Origin of the sequence: Xanthobacter sp., from assembly GCF_041911315.1 — a bacterium.
GTDB classification, from domain to species: domain Bacteria; phylum Pseudomonadota; class Alphaproteobacteria; order Rhizobiales; family Xanthobacteraceae; genus Xanthobacter; species Xanthobacter aminoxidans.
In genome coordinates this window covers 1-13,980 of the sequence record NZ_JAYRPE010000036.1, presented here as the reverse complement: position 1 = coordinate 13,980, position 13,980 = coordinate 1, and the positions used below count along the sequence as shown (strand labels likewise).

At 69.0% G+C, this 13,980-nt stretch carries 13 protein-coding genes and 1 pseudogene; 7 read left to right on the top strand and 7 right to left on the bottom strand.

Annotated features, from left to right (window positions below; all coding sequences use genetic code 11):
• Window positions 1–382: pseudogene (locus tag ACE3QW_RS11755) on the top strand (hypothetical protein); the annotation flags it as partial.
• Window positions 383–398: 16 nt separating this feature from the next.
• Complete coding sequence (gene rsmD, locus ACE3QW_RS11750) at window positions 399–950, top strand: 16S rRNA (guanine(966)-N(2))-methyltransferase RsmD (protein WP_374251653.1); 552 nt, start codon at window positions 399–401, stop codon at window positions 948–950.
• Between the two features lie 10 nt (window positions 951–960).
• On the opposite strand, the gene ACE3QW_RS11745 is transcribed toward rsmD, so the two are convergent.
• On the bottom strand, window positions 961–1,236 hold the full coding sequence (locus ACE3QW_RS11745) for a metal-sensitive transcriptional regulator (protein WP_024279715.1): 276 nt from the start codon (window positions 1,234–1,236) through the stop codon (window positions 961–963).
• Between the two features lie 141 nt (window positions 1,237–1,377).
• Between ACE3QW_RS11745 and ACE3QW_RS11740 the strand changes: the two genes are divergently transcribed.
• The 5 genes from ACE3QW_RS11740 to ACE3QW_RS11720 all read left to right on the top strand — a co-directional run bounded on the left by ACE3QW_RS11740 (window position 1,378) and on the right by ACE3QW_RS11720 (window position 6,642).
• Window positions 1,378–3,927, top strand: coding sequence for a heavy metal translocating P-type ATPase (locus ACE3QW_RS11740; RefSeq protein WP_374251652.1), 2,550 nt, complete (start codon window positions 1,378–1,380; stop codon window positions 3,925–3,927).
• Window positions 3,928–3,984: 57 nt separating this feature from the next.
• Window positions 3,985–4,776 (top strand): ComF family protein, encoded by a 792-nt coding sequence (locus tag ACE3QW_RS11735; protein ID WP_374251651.1) that lies wholly within the window; start codon window positions 3,985–3,987, stop codon window positions 4,774–4,776.
• A 63-nt stretch (window positions 4,777–4,839) separates the two neighbouring features.
• On the top strand, window positions 4,840–5,094 hold the full coding sequence (gene grxC / locus ACE3QW_RS11730; RefSeq protein WP_024279718.1) for a glutaredoxin 3: 255 nt from the start codon (window positions 4,840–4,842) through the stop codon (window positions 5,092–5,094).
• 130 nt (window positions 5,095–5,224) lie between these two features.
• Window positions 5,225–6,142 (top strand): carbon-nitrogen hydrolase family protein, encoded by a 918-nt coding sequence (locus tag ACE3QW_RS11725; protein WP_374251650.1) that lies wholly within the window; start codon window positions 5,225–5,227, stop codon window positions 6,140–6,142.
• Window positions 6,139–6,642: a DUF1178 family protein gene (locus ACE3QW_RS11720; protein ID WP_024279720.1), complete on the top strand. Its 504-nt coding sequence runs from the start codon at window positions 6,139–6,141 to the stop codon at window positions 6,640–6,642. Before ACE3QW_RS11725 ends, ACE3QW_RS11720 begins: the two co-directional genes overlap by 4 nt.
• A 3-nt stretch (window positions 6,643–6,645) precedes the next feature.
• Here the strand turns inward: ACE3QW_RS11720 and ubiG are convergent, their stop codons facing one another.
• From ubiG to ybgF, 6 genes are all read right to left on the bottom strand, one after another.
• A complete protein-coding gene (ubiG, locus tag ACE3QW_RS11715) occupies window positions 6,646–7,389 on the bottom strand; it encodes a bifunctional 2-polyprenyl-6-hydroxyphenol methylase/3-demethylubiquinol 3-O-methyltransferase UbiG (protein ID WP_374251649.1) in 744 nt (247 codons plus the stop codon).
• Window positions 7,390–7,470: 81 nt separating this feature from the next.
• Window positions 7,471–8,505: a tryptophan--tRNA ligase gene (gene trpS, locus ACE3QW_RS11710; RefSeq protein WP_029557889.1), complete on the bottom strand. Its 1,035-nt coding sequence runs from the start codon at window positions 8,503–8,505 to the stop codon at window positions 7,471–7,473.
• Window positions 8,506–8,636: 131 nt separating this feature from the next.
• The gene (gene murJ, locus ACE3QW_RS11705; RefSeq protein ID WP_374251648.1) at window positions 8,637–10,178 is read right to left on the bottom strand and encodes a murein biosynthesis integral membrane protein MurJ; all 1,542 of its coding nucleotides are present in this window, start codon (window positions 10,176–10,178) and stop codon (window positions 8,637–8,639) included.
• 151 nt (window positions 10,179–10,329) lie between these two features.
• Complete coding sequence (gene ftsH, locus ACE3QW_RS11700) at window positions 10,330–12,252, bottom strand: ATP-dependent zinc metalloprotease FtsH (protein WP_374251647.1); 1,923 nt, start codon at window positions 12,250–12,252, stop codon at window positions 10,330–10,332.
• A 114-nt stretch (window positions 12,253–12,366) separates the two neighbouring features.
• Window positions 12,367–13,467 carry a tRNA lysidine(34) synthetase TilS gene (gene tilS, locus ACE3QW_RS11695; RefSeq protein ID WP_374251646.1) on the bottom strand — a complete coding sequence of 367 codons (1,101 nt, stop codon included), beginning with the start codon at window positions 13,465–13,467 and terminating at the stop codon, window positions 12,367–12,369.
• A 5-nt stretch (window positions 13,468–13,472) separates the two neighbouring features.
• Window positions 13,473–13,980 (bottom strand): tol-pal system protein YbgF (ybgF, locus tag ACE3QW_RS11690; RefSeq protein ID WP_374251645.1); only part of this gene is annotated, 508 nt, incomplete at its 5' end.

The window sequence follows — 13,980 nt, the reverse complement described above, 5'->3', positions numbered from 1 at the left end:
GCCCCGGCCGGAAGGACGCGGCGGCGACTACGGCGACAAGCCCGCGCGCGGCCGCAGCTTCAGCGGCGAGCGGACAGAGGGCGAACGCCCCGCCCGCGCCCGGCCCCGGCCGGAAGGTCGCGGCGATTTCGGGGACAGGCCGCCGCGCGAGCGCAGCTATGGCGACAAGCCGGCCGGCCGCACCCGTTCGTTCGAGGATCGTCCGGGCGGCGGAAAGCCGGCAGGCCGGCCGGGGAGCAAGCCCGGCGGCTTCGGCGCGAAGGGTCCCGGCAAGGGATTTGGGAAGCCCGGCGGTCGTCCTGCGGGTGGCAAACCCGCTGGCAAGCCCGGCGCGGGGCGCTCCGGCCCCGGCAAGCCGGGCGGTCCGCGCGGCAAGCGCTGACGGGAACGTCTGACCCATGCGCATCGTGGGTGGCCGCCTCAAGGGACGGGCTCTGAAAGGCCCGTCCTCCAGCCTCACGCGCCCCACCTCCGACCGGCTGCGCGAGAGCCTGTTCAACATGCTCGCCCACGCCTATGGCGATCCGTGCGACGGCGCGCGGGTGCTCGACCTGTTCGCCGGCACCGGGGCGCTCGGAATCGAGGCCCTGTCGCGCGGCGCGCGTTTCGCATTGTTCGTGGAGGAGGCCGCGGAGGCGCGCGGGCTCATCCGCGACAATGTCGAAGCGCTTGGCCTTACTGGCGTCACCAAAGTGTTCCGCCGCGACGCCACCCGGCTCGGCGAAATGGGACCAGGCGAGCCCTATGGCCTCGTTTTCTGCGATCCGCCCTATGGAAAGGGCCTCGCCGAGCAGGCGATCGCCGCGGCCGTCGAAGGCGGCTGGCTCACCGCGGATGCACTGCTCATCATCGAGGAGCGCACCGGCCTGTTCGTGACGCCGGACGGCTTCCGCGAGATCGAGCGGCGCGCCTATGATGAGAGCGAGCTGACGTTTATCGAGCGGGCCTGAGCCCCTCCCCTCACCGCTCGCTGCGGACGATGACCTCCATCAGCTCCGCCACCTTGCGACGCTGGTCCTCCGCGTCGCCCGAGCGGATGGCATGCTCGACGCAATGCCCCACATGATCCTTCAGCACCTCCTCCTCCACCCGCCGCAAGGCGGCGCGGACGGCCGAGAGCTGGGTGATGATGTCGATGCAATAGCGGTCCTCCTCCACCATGCGGGAGAGGCCGCGCACCTGGCCCTCGATGCGGCTCAGGCGCTTCTGGACTTGCTCTTTGGTCGGGCTGCGCATGGCTTGCCATATACCCCCTATGGGTATATTGGACAAGAGAGGATACCCCCTGGGGGTTTATTGACGCCTTGAACATGAGCCAGCGCAAGGCCACCTGCCCCGATGCGGCCTAACGCTGGCAGCCGGATTTGCGGAGCCGCCATGGCACAGGACCACTCGTCACACGACCATTCCTCGCACGGCGGCGATTGCTGCGGTGGCAAGGCACCGCCCCCGCTCGACTTGTCGGCGGTGGCCAAGCCGGCCTTGCCCGAGACGGTGAAGGATCCCGTCTGCGGCATGGACGTGAAGACCGACCCGGCGGCCGGCAAGCCCACGACCGAGCATGAGGGGCGCACCTATTTCTTCTGCTGCAACGGCTGCAAGACCAAGTTCGAGGCGGCGCCGGAGACCTATCTCGCGCCGGTGAAGGACCCAGTGTGCGGCATGATGGTGTCGCCCGGCACGGCCAAATACTCGGCCCGGCACGAGAAGAAGCCCTATTTCTTCTGCTCGTCCTCCTGCGAGACCAAGTTCAAGGCCGACCCTGTACGCTACGTGGGCGGGGCCGCGCCGCCTCCGCCCGCCGAAGTCCCGGCCGGCACCATCTATACCTGCCCCATGGACCCGGAAATCCGGCAGATCGGCCCCGGCATTTGCCCCATCTGCGGCATGGCGCTGGAGCCGGAGGTCGTCAGCCTCGACGAGGGACCGAACCACGAACTGGTGGACATGACCCGCCGCTTCTGGATCGGCCTCGCCCTCACCCTGCCCGTCTTCGTGCTGGAAATGGGGAGCCACCTTTTCGGCTGGTCGCCGCTGCCGCAACAGATCTCGAACTACGTCCAGTTCGCCCTCGCCACGCCCGTGGTGCTCTGGGTGGGATGGCCGTTCCTCCAGCGCGGCTGGCTGTCGCTGAAAACGCGGCATCTCAACATGTTCACCCTCATCGCCATGGGCACGGGGGTGGCCTATCTCTATTCGCTGGTGGGCACCTTCGCGCCGGGACTGTTCCCGCACGATTTTCATGCCCATGGCGGCGGCGTGCCCGTCTATTTCGAGGCGGCGGCGGTCATCACCGTGCTTGTGGCCCTCGGTCAGGTGCTGGAGCTGCGCGCCCGCGAGCAGACCTCCAGTGCCATCAAGGCCCTCCTCTCCCTCGCCCCCAAGACCGCCCTGCGCATCCGCGCCGACGGCTCGGACGAGATCATCGACCTCGGCCTCGTCGCGCCCGGCGACCTGCTCCGCGTGCGCCCCGGCGAAAAGGTGCCGGTGGACGGCACGGTGGCGGACGGCCGCGCCGTGGTGGACGAAAGCCTCGTCACCGGCGAGTCGCTGCCCGTCTCCCGGGAGCCCGGCGAGAAGGTCATCGGCGGCACGGTCAACGCCTCCGGCGTCTTCACCATGAAGGCGGAGAAGGTCGGTCGCGAAACCCTCCTCTCCCAGATCGTGCAGATGGTGGCGCAGGCCCAGCGGTCGCGCGCGCCGATCCAGCGGCTGGCGGATCAGGTCTCCGGCTGGTTCGTACCGCTGGTGTTCGCCGCCGCCGTCGTCGCTTTCGCGGTGTGGATGGCGGTCGGCCCCGAGCCCCGCCTGACCTTCGCGCTGATGGCTGCGGTGAGCGTGCTCATCATCGCCTGCCCCTGCGCTCTCGGCCTCGCCACGCCCATGTCGGTGATGGTCGGCGTCGGCCGCGGCGCCCAGCTCGGCGTGCTGGTGCGCAACGCCGAGGCGCTGGAGCGCATGGAAAAGGTGGACGTGGTGGTGGTGGACAAGACCGGCACCCTCACCGTCGGCAAGCCCAAGGTCATCGCCGTGCGTGCCTTCAACGGCCGCAGCGAGGATGAAGTGCTGCGCCTCGCAGCCGCTCTGGAGCGTGCGAGCGAGCATCCCCTCGGCGCCGCCATCGTGCATGAGGCTGCCGCGCGCGAGCTGGTCACATCCGAACCGTCCGGTGTCGAGAGCCCGGCGGGCAAGGGCATCGTCGGACAGGTGGAAGGACACACGATCGCCGTGGGCCATGCCGCCTTCATGAGCGAAATCAGCGTCCACACCGACCATCAGACGGCCATGGCCGAGAGCTTCCGCCGCGAGGGGGCGACGGCAGTGTTCGTCGCCATCGACGGCAAGGCGGCCGGCCTCGTGGCCATCGCCGATCCGGTGAAGGACACGACCGAGGCCGCGCTGAAGCGGCTGCAGCAGGACGGCGTGCGCGTGGTCATGCTCACCGGCGACAACCGCACCACGGCCCTCGCCGTGGCCAAGCGCCTCGGCATCGTCGAGGTCGAGGCAGAAGTTCTGCCTGCCCGCAAGGCCGAGGTGGTCGAGCGCCTGCGCAAGGAGGGACACGTGGTGGCCATGGCCGGCGACGGGGTGAACGACGCCCCGGCTCTTGCCGTCGCGGACGTGGGCATCGCCATGGGCACGGGCACCGATATCGCCATGGAGAGCGCGGGCATCACCCTGCTCAAGGGCGACCTGGCCGGCATCGCCCACGCCCGCGCCCTGTCGCGCGCCACCATGGCGAACATCCGGCGCAACCTGCTGTTCGCCTTCCTCTACAATGCGGCGGGCGTGCCCATTGCGGCCGGCGTGCTCTATCCCAGCCTCGGCCTGCTCCTGTCGCCCATGGTGGCAGCGGCAGCCATGGCGCTCTCGTCCGTCAGCGTCATCGCCAACGCCCTGCTGCTTCGGGCCTTCACGCCGCGCTGAGCGGCAAGCCTTTACAGGCATCGCCCCCGGACGGAAGATCGATCCGGGGGGGCGACCATGGGGCTTTCGACAGGGGGCATTTCTGAGCGGATCGGCCGGGCCGGCGCCGTGGCGCGCGGCTTCGGTTCCGCTCTTCTTGGCCTCGCATTGCCGCCCACCTGCATCGCCTGCGGCAGCATCACCGGCGCGGCGGGGGGATTGTGCGGGCCGTGCTGGGGAAAGCTCTCCTTTATCAGCCGGCCCTATTGCGAGCGGACCGGCGCGCCGTTCAGCCACGATCCAGACCGCGTGTTCGGCGATGGCTGGCTCTCGGCCGAGGCGCTCGCCGATCCTCCGGCCTATGATCGTGCCCGTGCGGCCGTCACCTTCGATGACGTCGCCCGCGGCCTCGTGCACAAGCTGAAATATGCCGACCGCCTCGATCTCGCAGCGCCCATGGCGCGGCTGATGCTGCAGGCCGGCACCGATCTTACGGGCTCAGCCGAGATCATCGTGCCGGTGCCGCTCCATCCGATCCGGCTGTGGCGGCGCAAGTTCAATCAGGCGGCCCTCCTCGCCCGGCATGTGGCGGCTGCCACGGCCCTGCCCGTCGAGGCCGGCGCGCTGGTGCGGCGCCGCCGGACGCCGTCGCAGACCGCGCTGGGGCGCAACGCGCGGCGAGCGAATGTTGCTGGCGCTTTTGCAGTGCCGCATGGCGCGACGCATCGCATCGAGGGCCGTCGCGTGCTTCTGGTGGATGACGTGTACACGACCGGCGCGACGCTCGACGCCTGTGCGCAGGTGCTCCGCCGCGCCGGTGCCGCGAGTGTGGATGCGCTCACGTTTGCGCGGGTTGTCGAATTCGGCTGACCCCTTATGATGCGACGCTTTCGTGACGGCACGCCCCCGCGCCGTCCCACCTGTCGTGACATCATGAAGCCCATCGAAATCTATACCAAGAGCTGGTGCCCCTATTGCCATTCCGCCAAGGAATTGCTGCGGCGCAAAGGCTTGACCTTCACCGAGATCGACGTGACCACCGACGCCGAAGGTCAGCAGGAGATGATCCGCCGCGCCAATGGCCGCACGTCCGTACCGCAGATCTTCATTGGCGAGACCCATGTGGGCGGCTGCGACGACCTCTACGCTCTGGAGGACGCCGGCCGGCTGGACGCCCTCGCAGCCTGACCCCTGCACGGGGCGTGCGAACGGCAGGCCCCGTGCATTCCCGCCGGGAAGAGCCTATCTGTCGAAGATCGCGCCGCGCCGGGCGCGAAACGGCGATCCAGGCTCCAGCGGCAGCGAAAGAGCAAGCCCCATGACCACCTCGGAACCGACCCCGGCCAAATCCGCGCCCGAAGCGCGCACCGGCAAGACCCTCCGCGTGGGCCTGATCCAGCTGCGAAGCGGCCGCGAACCGGCGGCGAACCTCGATGCCGCGGCCGCCCTCATCCGCGAGGCGGCCCGGGACGGCGCGCGCTATGTCCAGACGCCGGAAGTGACCAACATCATGGAGCTGGATCGCAAGGTCCTGTTCGAGAAGCTCCAGGAAGAAGGCAACGACGTCACCCTCGCCGCCCTTCGCCAGCTGGCGCGCGAACTGGGCATCACGCTCCATATCGGCTCCCTCGCCCTGAAGGTTTCCGATGCGAAGGCCGTGAACCGCGGCTTCGTCATCGACCCCGACGGCGAGATCACCGGCCGCTACGACAAGATCCACATGTTCGACGTGGACCTCGGCAATGGCGAGAGCTACCGCGAGTCGAATGCCTACCGGCCAGGCGAGCGTGCCGTACTGACCGATGTGGACGGTATCCGCCTCGGCATGACCATCTGCTACGATCTGCGCTTCCCCTCGCTCTACCGGGCGCTCGCCGAAGGCGGCGCCAAGGTGCTCACCGTGCCGTCGGCCTTCACCCGGCCAACCGGTGAGGCCCACTGGCACATTCTGCTGCGCGCCCGCGCCATCGAGAACGGCGCCTATGTCCTCGCCGCCGCACAAGGTGGACGGCACGAGAATGGCCGCGACACCTATGGCCATTCGCTGGTGGTCGACCCCTGGGGCCGCGTCATCGCCGAGGGCGGGACCGACCCGGGCGTCATCCTCGCCGAGATCGACATGGCGGAAGTCGCCGCGGCACGGGCGCGCGTGCCGTCTCTCACCAACGGCCGCCGGTTCGAGATCGCCGAGCCGGGGCAGATCGGCCACCTCCACGTGGTGCGTGCCTCCTCATGATCCGCTACACCCTCAAGTGCGACGACGGCCACGAGTTCGAGAGCTGGTTCCCCTCCTCCACCAGCTACGACACCCAGCGTGCACGCGGCCTCGTCACCTGCCCCACCTGCAATTCGGCCAAGGTCGAGAAGGCCGTGATGGCCCCGTCCGTCGCGCGCACCGACAAGGGGATGCCGGACAGGGAGCCTGTCGGCGCGCCCGCGAGCGGGCCCGACGCTGGTGCGGCTGCCGAAGCGCCTTCCGCCGAGGCGACGCCCGTGGCGATGATGGCGCGGCCCGACAGCGAATTGCGCACGCTGATCCGCCAACTGCGCGATCACATCGTCGCCAACTCGGACGATGTCGGTGACAGCTTCGCCGATCTTGCCCGCAAAATGCATGACGGAGAGATCGAGCACCGCCCCATCCGCGGCGAGGCGACCGTGGAAGAGGTGAAGGCCCTGCGCGAGGACGAGGTGGAGGTGTTCCCTCTCCCCGTGCTGCCGGAAGATCGGAACTGAGGCCTAGGCCTCGCGCTCCGCCACCATGAAATAGTTCACCGAGAGATCCTCGGTCAGGCGGAAATCGCCGGAGAAGGGCTCGTAGGCGAGGCCCACCTTCTCCCGAGCGGCAAAGCCGGCTGAAGCCAGCGTCGCCTCCAGCTCTTCCGGTGTCACGAACTTCTCCCAGCGATGGGTGCCGGGCGCCAGCCAGCGCAGGACGTATTCGGCACCGACGATGGCGAGGGCGAAGCTCTTGGGCGTGCGGTTCAAGGTGGAGAGCACCAGCACGCCGCCATCTGCCACCAGACGCCCGGCGGTGCGCACGAACAGGCCGACATCGGCCACATGCTCCACCACCTCCAGCGCCACCACCACATCGAAGCGGGCGCCGCGCTCGGCCAGCGCCTCGGCGGTCTCGGCCGCGTAGGTCACGGTGAGGCCCGATTGCGCGGCGTGGGCGCGGGCGATGTCCACATTGCCGGGAGCCGGGTCGATGCCCGTCACATCGGCGCCCATGCGGGACAAGGGCTCGCTGAGCAGACCTCCGCCGCAGCCGATGTCCACAAGGGAAAGGCCCTTCAGCGGGCGCAGCGCGCGGGCATCACGGGAGAAATGCCGCACCAGCGTGTCACGCAGGAAGGCGAGGCGCGCCGGATTCATGGCGTGCAGGGGCGCCATCTTGCCCTTCACGTCCCACCATTGGGCGCCGAGCGCCTCGAAGCGGGAGACCTCTTCCGGATCGACCGTGGCGTTCATCTGCGGCATCACGGCCTCCTCGTCGGCGGGCAACATTCCCCACACTTAGGCGCCGCATCCGGCGCGGGCAAGGCCGCGCCGGCGGCCCTGTCAGCGCACCATGCCGACGATGTCCTTCACGTCGCGGATGGTCTGGTCGGCGATCACCCGGGCACGGTCGGCGCCGTCGATGAGAATGGCATCGATCGCAGTCGGATCGGCCATCAGACGCTGCATCTCGGTGCCGATGGGGCCGAGCTTTGCCACGGCCAGATCCACCAGCGCGGCCTTGAAGGCCGAGAACTGGGCGTTGCCGTAATCCGCCAGCACCTGCGCCTTGGTGGTATCGGACAGGGCCGCGAAGATGCCGACGAGGTTGTCCGCCTCCGGGCGCCCCTTCAGCCCCTCTTCCTCCGAGGGCAACGGCTCCGGATCGGTCTTCGCCCTGCGCACCTTGCCGGCGATGGCGTCGGCATCGTCGGTGAGGTTGATGCGGGAGAAGTCCGAGGCCTCCGACTTCGACATCTTCTTGGAGCCGTCGCGCAGGCTCATCACCCGCGTCGCCGGGCCCGCGATGAGCGGCTCGGTGATGGGGAAATAGCCCTCGCCATGGCCATTGGAGGCGATGGAGGGGGCGAAGTCCGTGTTGAACTTCTGGGCGATGTCGCGCGTCAGTTCCAGATGCTGCTTCTGGTCGTCGCCGACCGGCACGTGGGTGGCGCGATAGAGCAGGATGTCGGCAGCCATCAGGGTCGGATAGGCGAAGAGGCCCACGGAGGCGTTCTCGCGGTCCTTGCCGGCCTTCTCCTTGAACTGCGTCATGCGGTTCAGCCAGCCCATGCGGGCGACGCAGTTGAACACCCAGGCGAGTTCGGCGTGGCCGGACACCTGGCTCTGGTTGAAGACGATGTGGGCCTTGGGATCGATGCCGCAGGCGATAAAGGCAGCCGTCACCTCGCGGGTGTGGCGCTTCAGCTCTTCCGGGTCCTGCCAGACGGTGATGGCGTGGAGGTCCACCACGCAATAGATGCATTCGTGGCTCTTCTGCAGTTCCACGAAGCGCTTGATGGCGCCGAGATAATTGCCGAGATGCAGGTTGCCCGTGGGCTGCACGCCGGAAAATACGCGTTCTGCGACCGCCGCCATGGCGAACTCCCCAAAGAGCGGCGCGCCGCTCGACCTGAACACGGGCAACGGCCCGCAAAAGTGAATGCGGCGCGTCATGCCACCTGGGGCGGCACGGCGCAAGGGCACGGCCCGCAACGCTGCTGCCCGGTTCAGATGCGGCCCGTCCAGGCCTTCGAGACGGCCGCCTTCACCATGAGTGCGCCAGCGCCGTAGATGGCGCCGCCGCTGGAGACGAGCCCGACCAGCCGCAGGATGCCCGCCAGCGTCCCCTCCGGCACGGGCCACGTTGCGGCGAGCGCGCCGACCCCGGCCCCCATGGCGAGGCTCGCCGCCGCGAGGCCGGCGGCCGAGAGCAGCACCGGCGTCGAGAAGCGCAACGCGCCGCGAGCGATGAGGACGCCCCCCAGGGCTAGAATCGATGCCGCCGCGGACAGCGCCACGGCCCCCGCCGCGATCAAGGGGCCGCCGACCGTTCCGAGCCCGGCAGCGGCGACCATGCACAGCAGCAGCGAGCCGAGCGCGATTCGCTCCGCCGCCTTGATCTGTCCGGACGTGGAGGCGGCGGCCGAGAGGATGCGCTCCAGCCCCTGCGCCGGCAGCGAGAACGAGAGCACGGCCAGCAGCGCGGCGGTCAAGCGGGCGTCTTCACTGTCGAAGCTGCCCCGCTGGAAGAGCGTGACGACAATGGGCTCGGCCAGGACCGCAAGCCCGACCGCCGCCGGCAAAGCGAAGGCAAGCGCCGCCAGCACCGCCCGGCCGGCATCGTCCGCAGCCTCGGCTCTCCCGCGCCGGAGCAGGGCCGGCACCAGGACCGCCCCCGCGCTGGCACCGACGAGGCCCAGGGGGAGATCCATCAGCCGCTGGGCATAGTTCAGGGCGGCGGCGGCGCCAGGGCTGGCGGACACGGCTGCGACCACGATGATGAAGCGAAGCTGGCTCAGCCCGGCAAACAGCAAGGCGGGCGACGCCGCCCGAAGCACACCGAGCGCCGCCCGGAGATCGCGAACCGTCAACACGCGGAACAGCGGCTGCGCCGGACAGCCCCTTGCAGCCAGCCTCATGATGGCGAATTGGGCGCAGCCCGCCCCCACCTGCGCCGCCGCGATGGCGAAGGCGGCGGTGTCGCTCTCCATCAGCCCCTTGGCGAGCAAAACGCCGATGACCGCGAGCACCGTGACATTGGCCGCTGCGGGAGCCAATGCCGGCAGCAGCACGCGATGGGTGGCATTGGCGATGCCGCCGAAGATGGCTGCGAGCCCGGCGAGCGGGATGTAGAGCACCACAACCCGACCGCAGAGAATGGCGACACCAGCCCGCTGCCCTCCCGCCTCGAAGCCCGGCGCCATCAGGCCGATCACCTGCGGCATTAAGAGCGCGACGATAGCCGCGAACAGGAGGAGGAGACCGCAGAGCAGCAGCAGAGTCGCACCCGCGAGCCGGCCAGCCGCTTCATCGCCCGTTCCCGCGGCTTCGTTCGTCGTCCGGGCGAGCGCTGGAATGAAGGCGAGGTTGAACGCGCCCTCGGCCAGCAGCCGGCGCGCCAGCAATGGCAGCGCCATGGCCGCCGCCAGCGCATCTGCCACCGGCCCGACGCCCAGCACGGCGGCCGTGGCCGCATCCCGCGCAAAGCCCATAACGCGGGACGCGAGGGTTGCCGCCGAGACGATGGAGGTTCGGGCGAGGAGGGACATGAGCCCTGCCTATGACTCGCTAGGCCGGTTGTGTCGATGGGCTCCGCGCAGAACGCGCCCTCCAAGCCCAGGGCGCAAGCCGCGACGGAGAATGACCGTCACAAACGAAAAACGCCCGCTTGCGCGGGCGTCTTCCGGTCGATCATGCGTCTCAGGCCTGGGGCTGAGGCTCGATGGAGCCGCCGGCACCGCCGGGGCGGGGGCGCTTGGTGGTGGGAATGGCCGAGCCGCGCGGGTTGGACGGCTCGAGCACGCTTTCCCGGTTCGGCGTCTTGCCGTCGAGGAGGTCCACGATCTCGTCGCCCGAAAGCGTCTCGTATTCGAGCAGGCCGCGGGCCAGAGCTTCGAGGTCGTCGTACTTCTCGGTGAGGATGCGCTTCGCCTCAGTATAGCCCTCGTCCACGAGCCGCCGGACCTCCTTGTCGATGGTCTGGGCAGTGGCCTCGGACACGTTCTGGTGGCGCTGCATCGACATGCCGAGGAACACGTCCTCGTTGTTCTCGCCATAGGCCACCTGACCGAGCAGGTCGGAGAAGCCCCAGCGCGTCACCATCATCTTGGCGAGGCGGGTCGCCTGCTCGATGTCGGAGGCGGCACCGGATGTCACCTTGTCGTGGCCGAACACGAGTTCCTCAGCCACGCGGCCGCCCATCATGATGGCGAGGCGCGAGGTCATCTGCTCGTAGCTCATGGAGAGCTTGTCGCGCTCCGGAAGCTGCATGACCATGCCGAGTGCCCGGCCGCGCGGGATGATGGTGGCCTTGTGCACCGGGTCGGTCGCCGGAACATTGAGGGCGACGATGGCATGGCCGCCCTCGTGATAGGCGGTGAGCATCTTCTCTTCCTCGGTCATCACGAGGGAGCGACGCTCGGCGCCCATCATCACCTTGTCCTTGGCGTCCTCGAACTCGGCCATGGTGACCATGCGCTTGTTGCGCCGGGCCGCCATCAGCGCCGCCTCGTTGCAGAGGTTGGCGAGGTCCGCGCCGGAGAAGCCGGGGGTGCCGCGGGCGATGGTCTTGAGATTCACGTCGGGGGCGACGGGGATCTTGCGGGCATGCACCTTCAGGATCTGCTCGCGGCCGACCACGTCCGGGTTGGGGACGATGACCTGACGGTCGAAGCGGCCGGGACGCAGCAGCGCGGGGTCGAGCACGTCCGGACGGTTGGTCGCGGCGATGAGTATGATGCCCTCGTTCGCCTCGAAGCCGTCCATCTCCACCAGCAGCTGGTTGAGGGTCTGCTCGCGCTCGTCATTGCCGCCGCCGAGACCAGCGCCGCGGTGGCGCCCCACCGCGTCGATCTCGTCGATGAAGATGATGCACGGCGCATTCTTCTTCGCCTGCTCGAACATGTCGCGCACGCGGCTCGCGCCGACGCCCACGAACATTTCCACGAAGTCCGAGCCCGAGCTGGTGAAGAACGGCACGTTGGCCTCACCCGCAATGGCGCGGGCGAGCAGCGTCTTGCCGGTGCCGGGCGGGCCGACGAGCAGCACGCCGCGCGGGATGCGACCGCCGAGGCGCTGGAACTTCTGCGGATCGCGCAGGAATTCCACGATCTCGGTGAGGTCGCTCTTGGCCTCGTCGATGCCGGCCACGTCGTCGAAGGTCACGCGGCCGTGCGCCTCGGTGAGGAGCTTGGCGCGGCTCTTGCCGAAGCCCATGGCCTTGCCGCCGGCGCCCTGCATCTGGCGCGACAGGAAGATCCACACGCCGATCAGCGCCAGGAACGGCAGCCAGGAGAGGAGCAGGCTCACGAACCACGGCACGTTGTCCGACGGCGCGCGTGCAGTGATCTGCACGCCCTTGCCGTACAGGCGCTGCACGAGCGAGGGGTCGTTCGGCGCGTAGGTCTGGAACGAGCCCGAACGGTCGGAATAGGTGCCGGTGATGTTCGGCCCCTCGATCACGACCTCGCGCACCTTGCCGGCGTCCACGTCGGTGAGGAGCTGCGAGAAGGAGATTTCGTTCGCATTGGTGCGCTGGCCCGGGCTGTTGAACAGCGAGAACAGGGCCAGCAGCAGCAGGACGATGATCACCCAAAGGGCGAAATTACGTAGATTGGCGTTCATTGAACCCTCGTGGGGACAGAAGGTCGGTTCCGCTTCGACGCCTCACCATACGGAAAGGATACCTCCGCACAGCACCGCCGCCGGTGGAACCTCCCGCACCGTCCAGCGCCTAATTTAGGAGCGAGGCCCCGTCTTGCCAAGGAGAGGCGCCTTTTCCGCACTTGAATTCGTCGCGATGCCCTCGGTCGGGCGCCGGGGAGGTGCGCTGGATACGAGCACCCGCCCCTTCCGGACGGCCACACTGGCACCTGCCAGGGTGCGGCGAAATGGAGCAGCTGGCAAAGCGAGCGCAGCCAAAAGCGCGGCCAGCAGAACCTCAAGCTTGGCCAGTTCAACCGGGCCTTCCCTCCCCTGCGCCGTTACGCAGCGGCCGAGAAGACGCAGGGCGACTTCCTCCGGCAGTTCGGCAAATCGAGCGGCCTCGATGGCGACGCCCGACTTGTCGGCGGTAACGAGTTCCGCCTCTACCCTTTCCGTCACCGCCTCCAAGGCCGAGTCGGCACGGGCGAGACGGCGGGCGAGGCGGGCGAAGCCGCGCGCGTCGAGGCCCTCCTGCGCCAAAGCGGGAGCGAGCGACCTCAGGCGCGGACGCGCGAAGCGGGCATCGAGATTGGAGGGATCGCTCGCATAGGCGATGTTGGCGGCATCAAGCGTCGCCACGAGGCGCGCCTTCGGCAGATCGAGGAAGGGGCGCAGAAGAACGACTTGACCCCGTGCTGTCTCGGCGTTCATTGCCGCGAGGCCGGCAAGGCCCGAGCCCCGCGCCATCCGGAACAGCACGGTCTCCGCTTGGTCGTCGCGGGTATGGGCCAAAGCAAGCGCCGGCGCGCCGACCCGATCCGCCTCGGCCGTGAGCAGCGCATAGCGCGCGTCCCGCGCCGCCTCCTGCAGGCCACGATCGGGCTTTTCACCCTGCCAGCGAAGCGTGCGATGAGGCACGTTCAATCGAGCGGCCAAACGCGCCACATCGGCCGCCTCCTCGGCTGCCGCCGGCCTCAATCCATGATCGACCGTCGCCGCAAACAGCCGCGGTCCACCCGGGGACCGCACCCGCCAGCGGGCGGCGAGATGGAGCAGCGCGGTGGAATCAGGCCCGCCGGAAACAGCGAGGAGAACGGCTGAACGGCCGGCAAAGCTGGAAAAGAGGGCATCGAGTTCGCTGTCGGCGACCGCCGCGCGGGAGTCGGGAGACAGGCTTGCGGAATCCGCCGCCATCGGCCTCAGCAACCGACGCGCTTCTGCTCGCGCTCGACGGCCTGCCGGACGGAGGAGGCGGTGCGAGGATATTTCCGGTCCACCTCCTGGAAGGTGGCGCAGGCCGTCTCCTTTTCGCCGAGGCCGGCGAGTGACTGGCCGAGCCGCAGCAGCGCCTCAGGCGCGCGGGCGGAATTCTGGTACTTGGTGGACACCTCGAGGAACGAGGCTGCCGCATCGGAATAATTCTGCCGCAGGAACAGGCTCTCGCCGAGCATGAAGGTCGCGTCGGCGATGAGCCGGTCGTTGGGAGAAGACTGGATGATCTGGCGGAAGGTCTGCTCGGCGCCGGCATAGTCCTGTCGCTGAAGCTGGGACTGGCCGGCATCATAGAGCTCGCGCACCGTGGCCCCGGCGGACGGCAGCGCGGCCACCTGCTGCCCGGCGGCCGGGCGGATGGGAGCGACGTCCACCGCGCGCGGCGCGGGCGTGGCGCTTGCGGGAGAACCGAGCGGCTGGGGCGCACCCGGCGCG

Excerpts from the sequence above, each read along its gene's own strand:
- ACE3QW_RS11740 (WP_374251652.1), top strand. The coding sequence starts at position 1,378 with ATGGCACAGGACCACTCGTCACACGACCATTCCTCGCACGGCGGCGAT.
- ACE3QW_RS11735 (WP_374251651.1), top strand. The coding sequence starts at position 3,985 with ATGGGGCTTTCGACAGGGGGCATTTCTGAGCGGATCGGCCGGGCCGGC.
- grxC (WP_024279718.1), top strand. The coding sequence starts at position 4,840 with ATGAAGCCCATCGAAATCTATACCAAGAGCTGGTGCCCCTATTGCCAT.
- ftsH (WP_374251647.1), bottom strand. The coding sequence starts at position 12,252 with ATGAACGCCAATCTACGTAATTTCGCCCTTTGGGTGATCATCGTCCTG.
- tilS (WP_374251646.1), bottom strand. The coding sequence starts at position 13,467 with ATGGCGGCGGATTCCGCAAGCCTGTCTCCCGACTCCCGCGCGGCGGTC.
- trpS (WP_029557889.1), bottom strand. The coding sequence starts at position 8,505 with ATGGCGGCGGTCGCAGAACGCGTATTTTCCGGCGTGCAGCCCACGGGC.
- ACE3QW_RS11720 (WP_024279720.1), top strand. The coding sequence starts at position 6,139 with ATGATCCGCTACACCCTCAAGTGCGACGACGGCCACGAGTTCGAGAGC.
- rsmD (WP_374251653.1), top strand. The coding sequence starts at position 399 with ATGCGCATCGTGGGTGGCCGCCTCAAGGGACGGGCTCTGAAAGGCCCG.
- ACE3QW_RS11725 (WP_374251650.1), top strand. The coding sequence starts at position 5,225 with ATGACCACCTCGGAACCGACCCCGGCCAAATCCGCGCCCGAAGCGCGC.
- ubiG (WP_374251649.1), bottom strand. The coding sequence starts at position 7,389 with ATGCCGCAGATGAACGCCACGGTCGATCCGGAAGAGGTCTCCCGCTTC.
- ACE3QW_RS11745 (WP_024279715.1), bottom strand. The coding sequence starts at position 1,236 with ATGCGCAGCCCGACCAAAGAGCAAGTCCAGAAGCGCCTGAGCCGCATC.
- murJ (WP_374251648.1), bottom strand. The coding sequence starts at position 10,178 with ATGTCCCTCCTCGCCCGAACCTCCATCGTCTCGGCGGCAACCCTCGCG.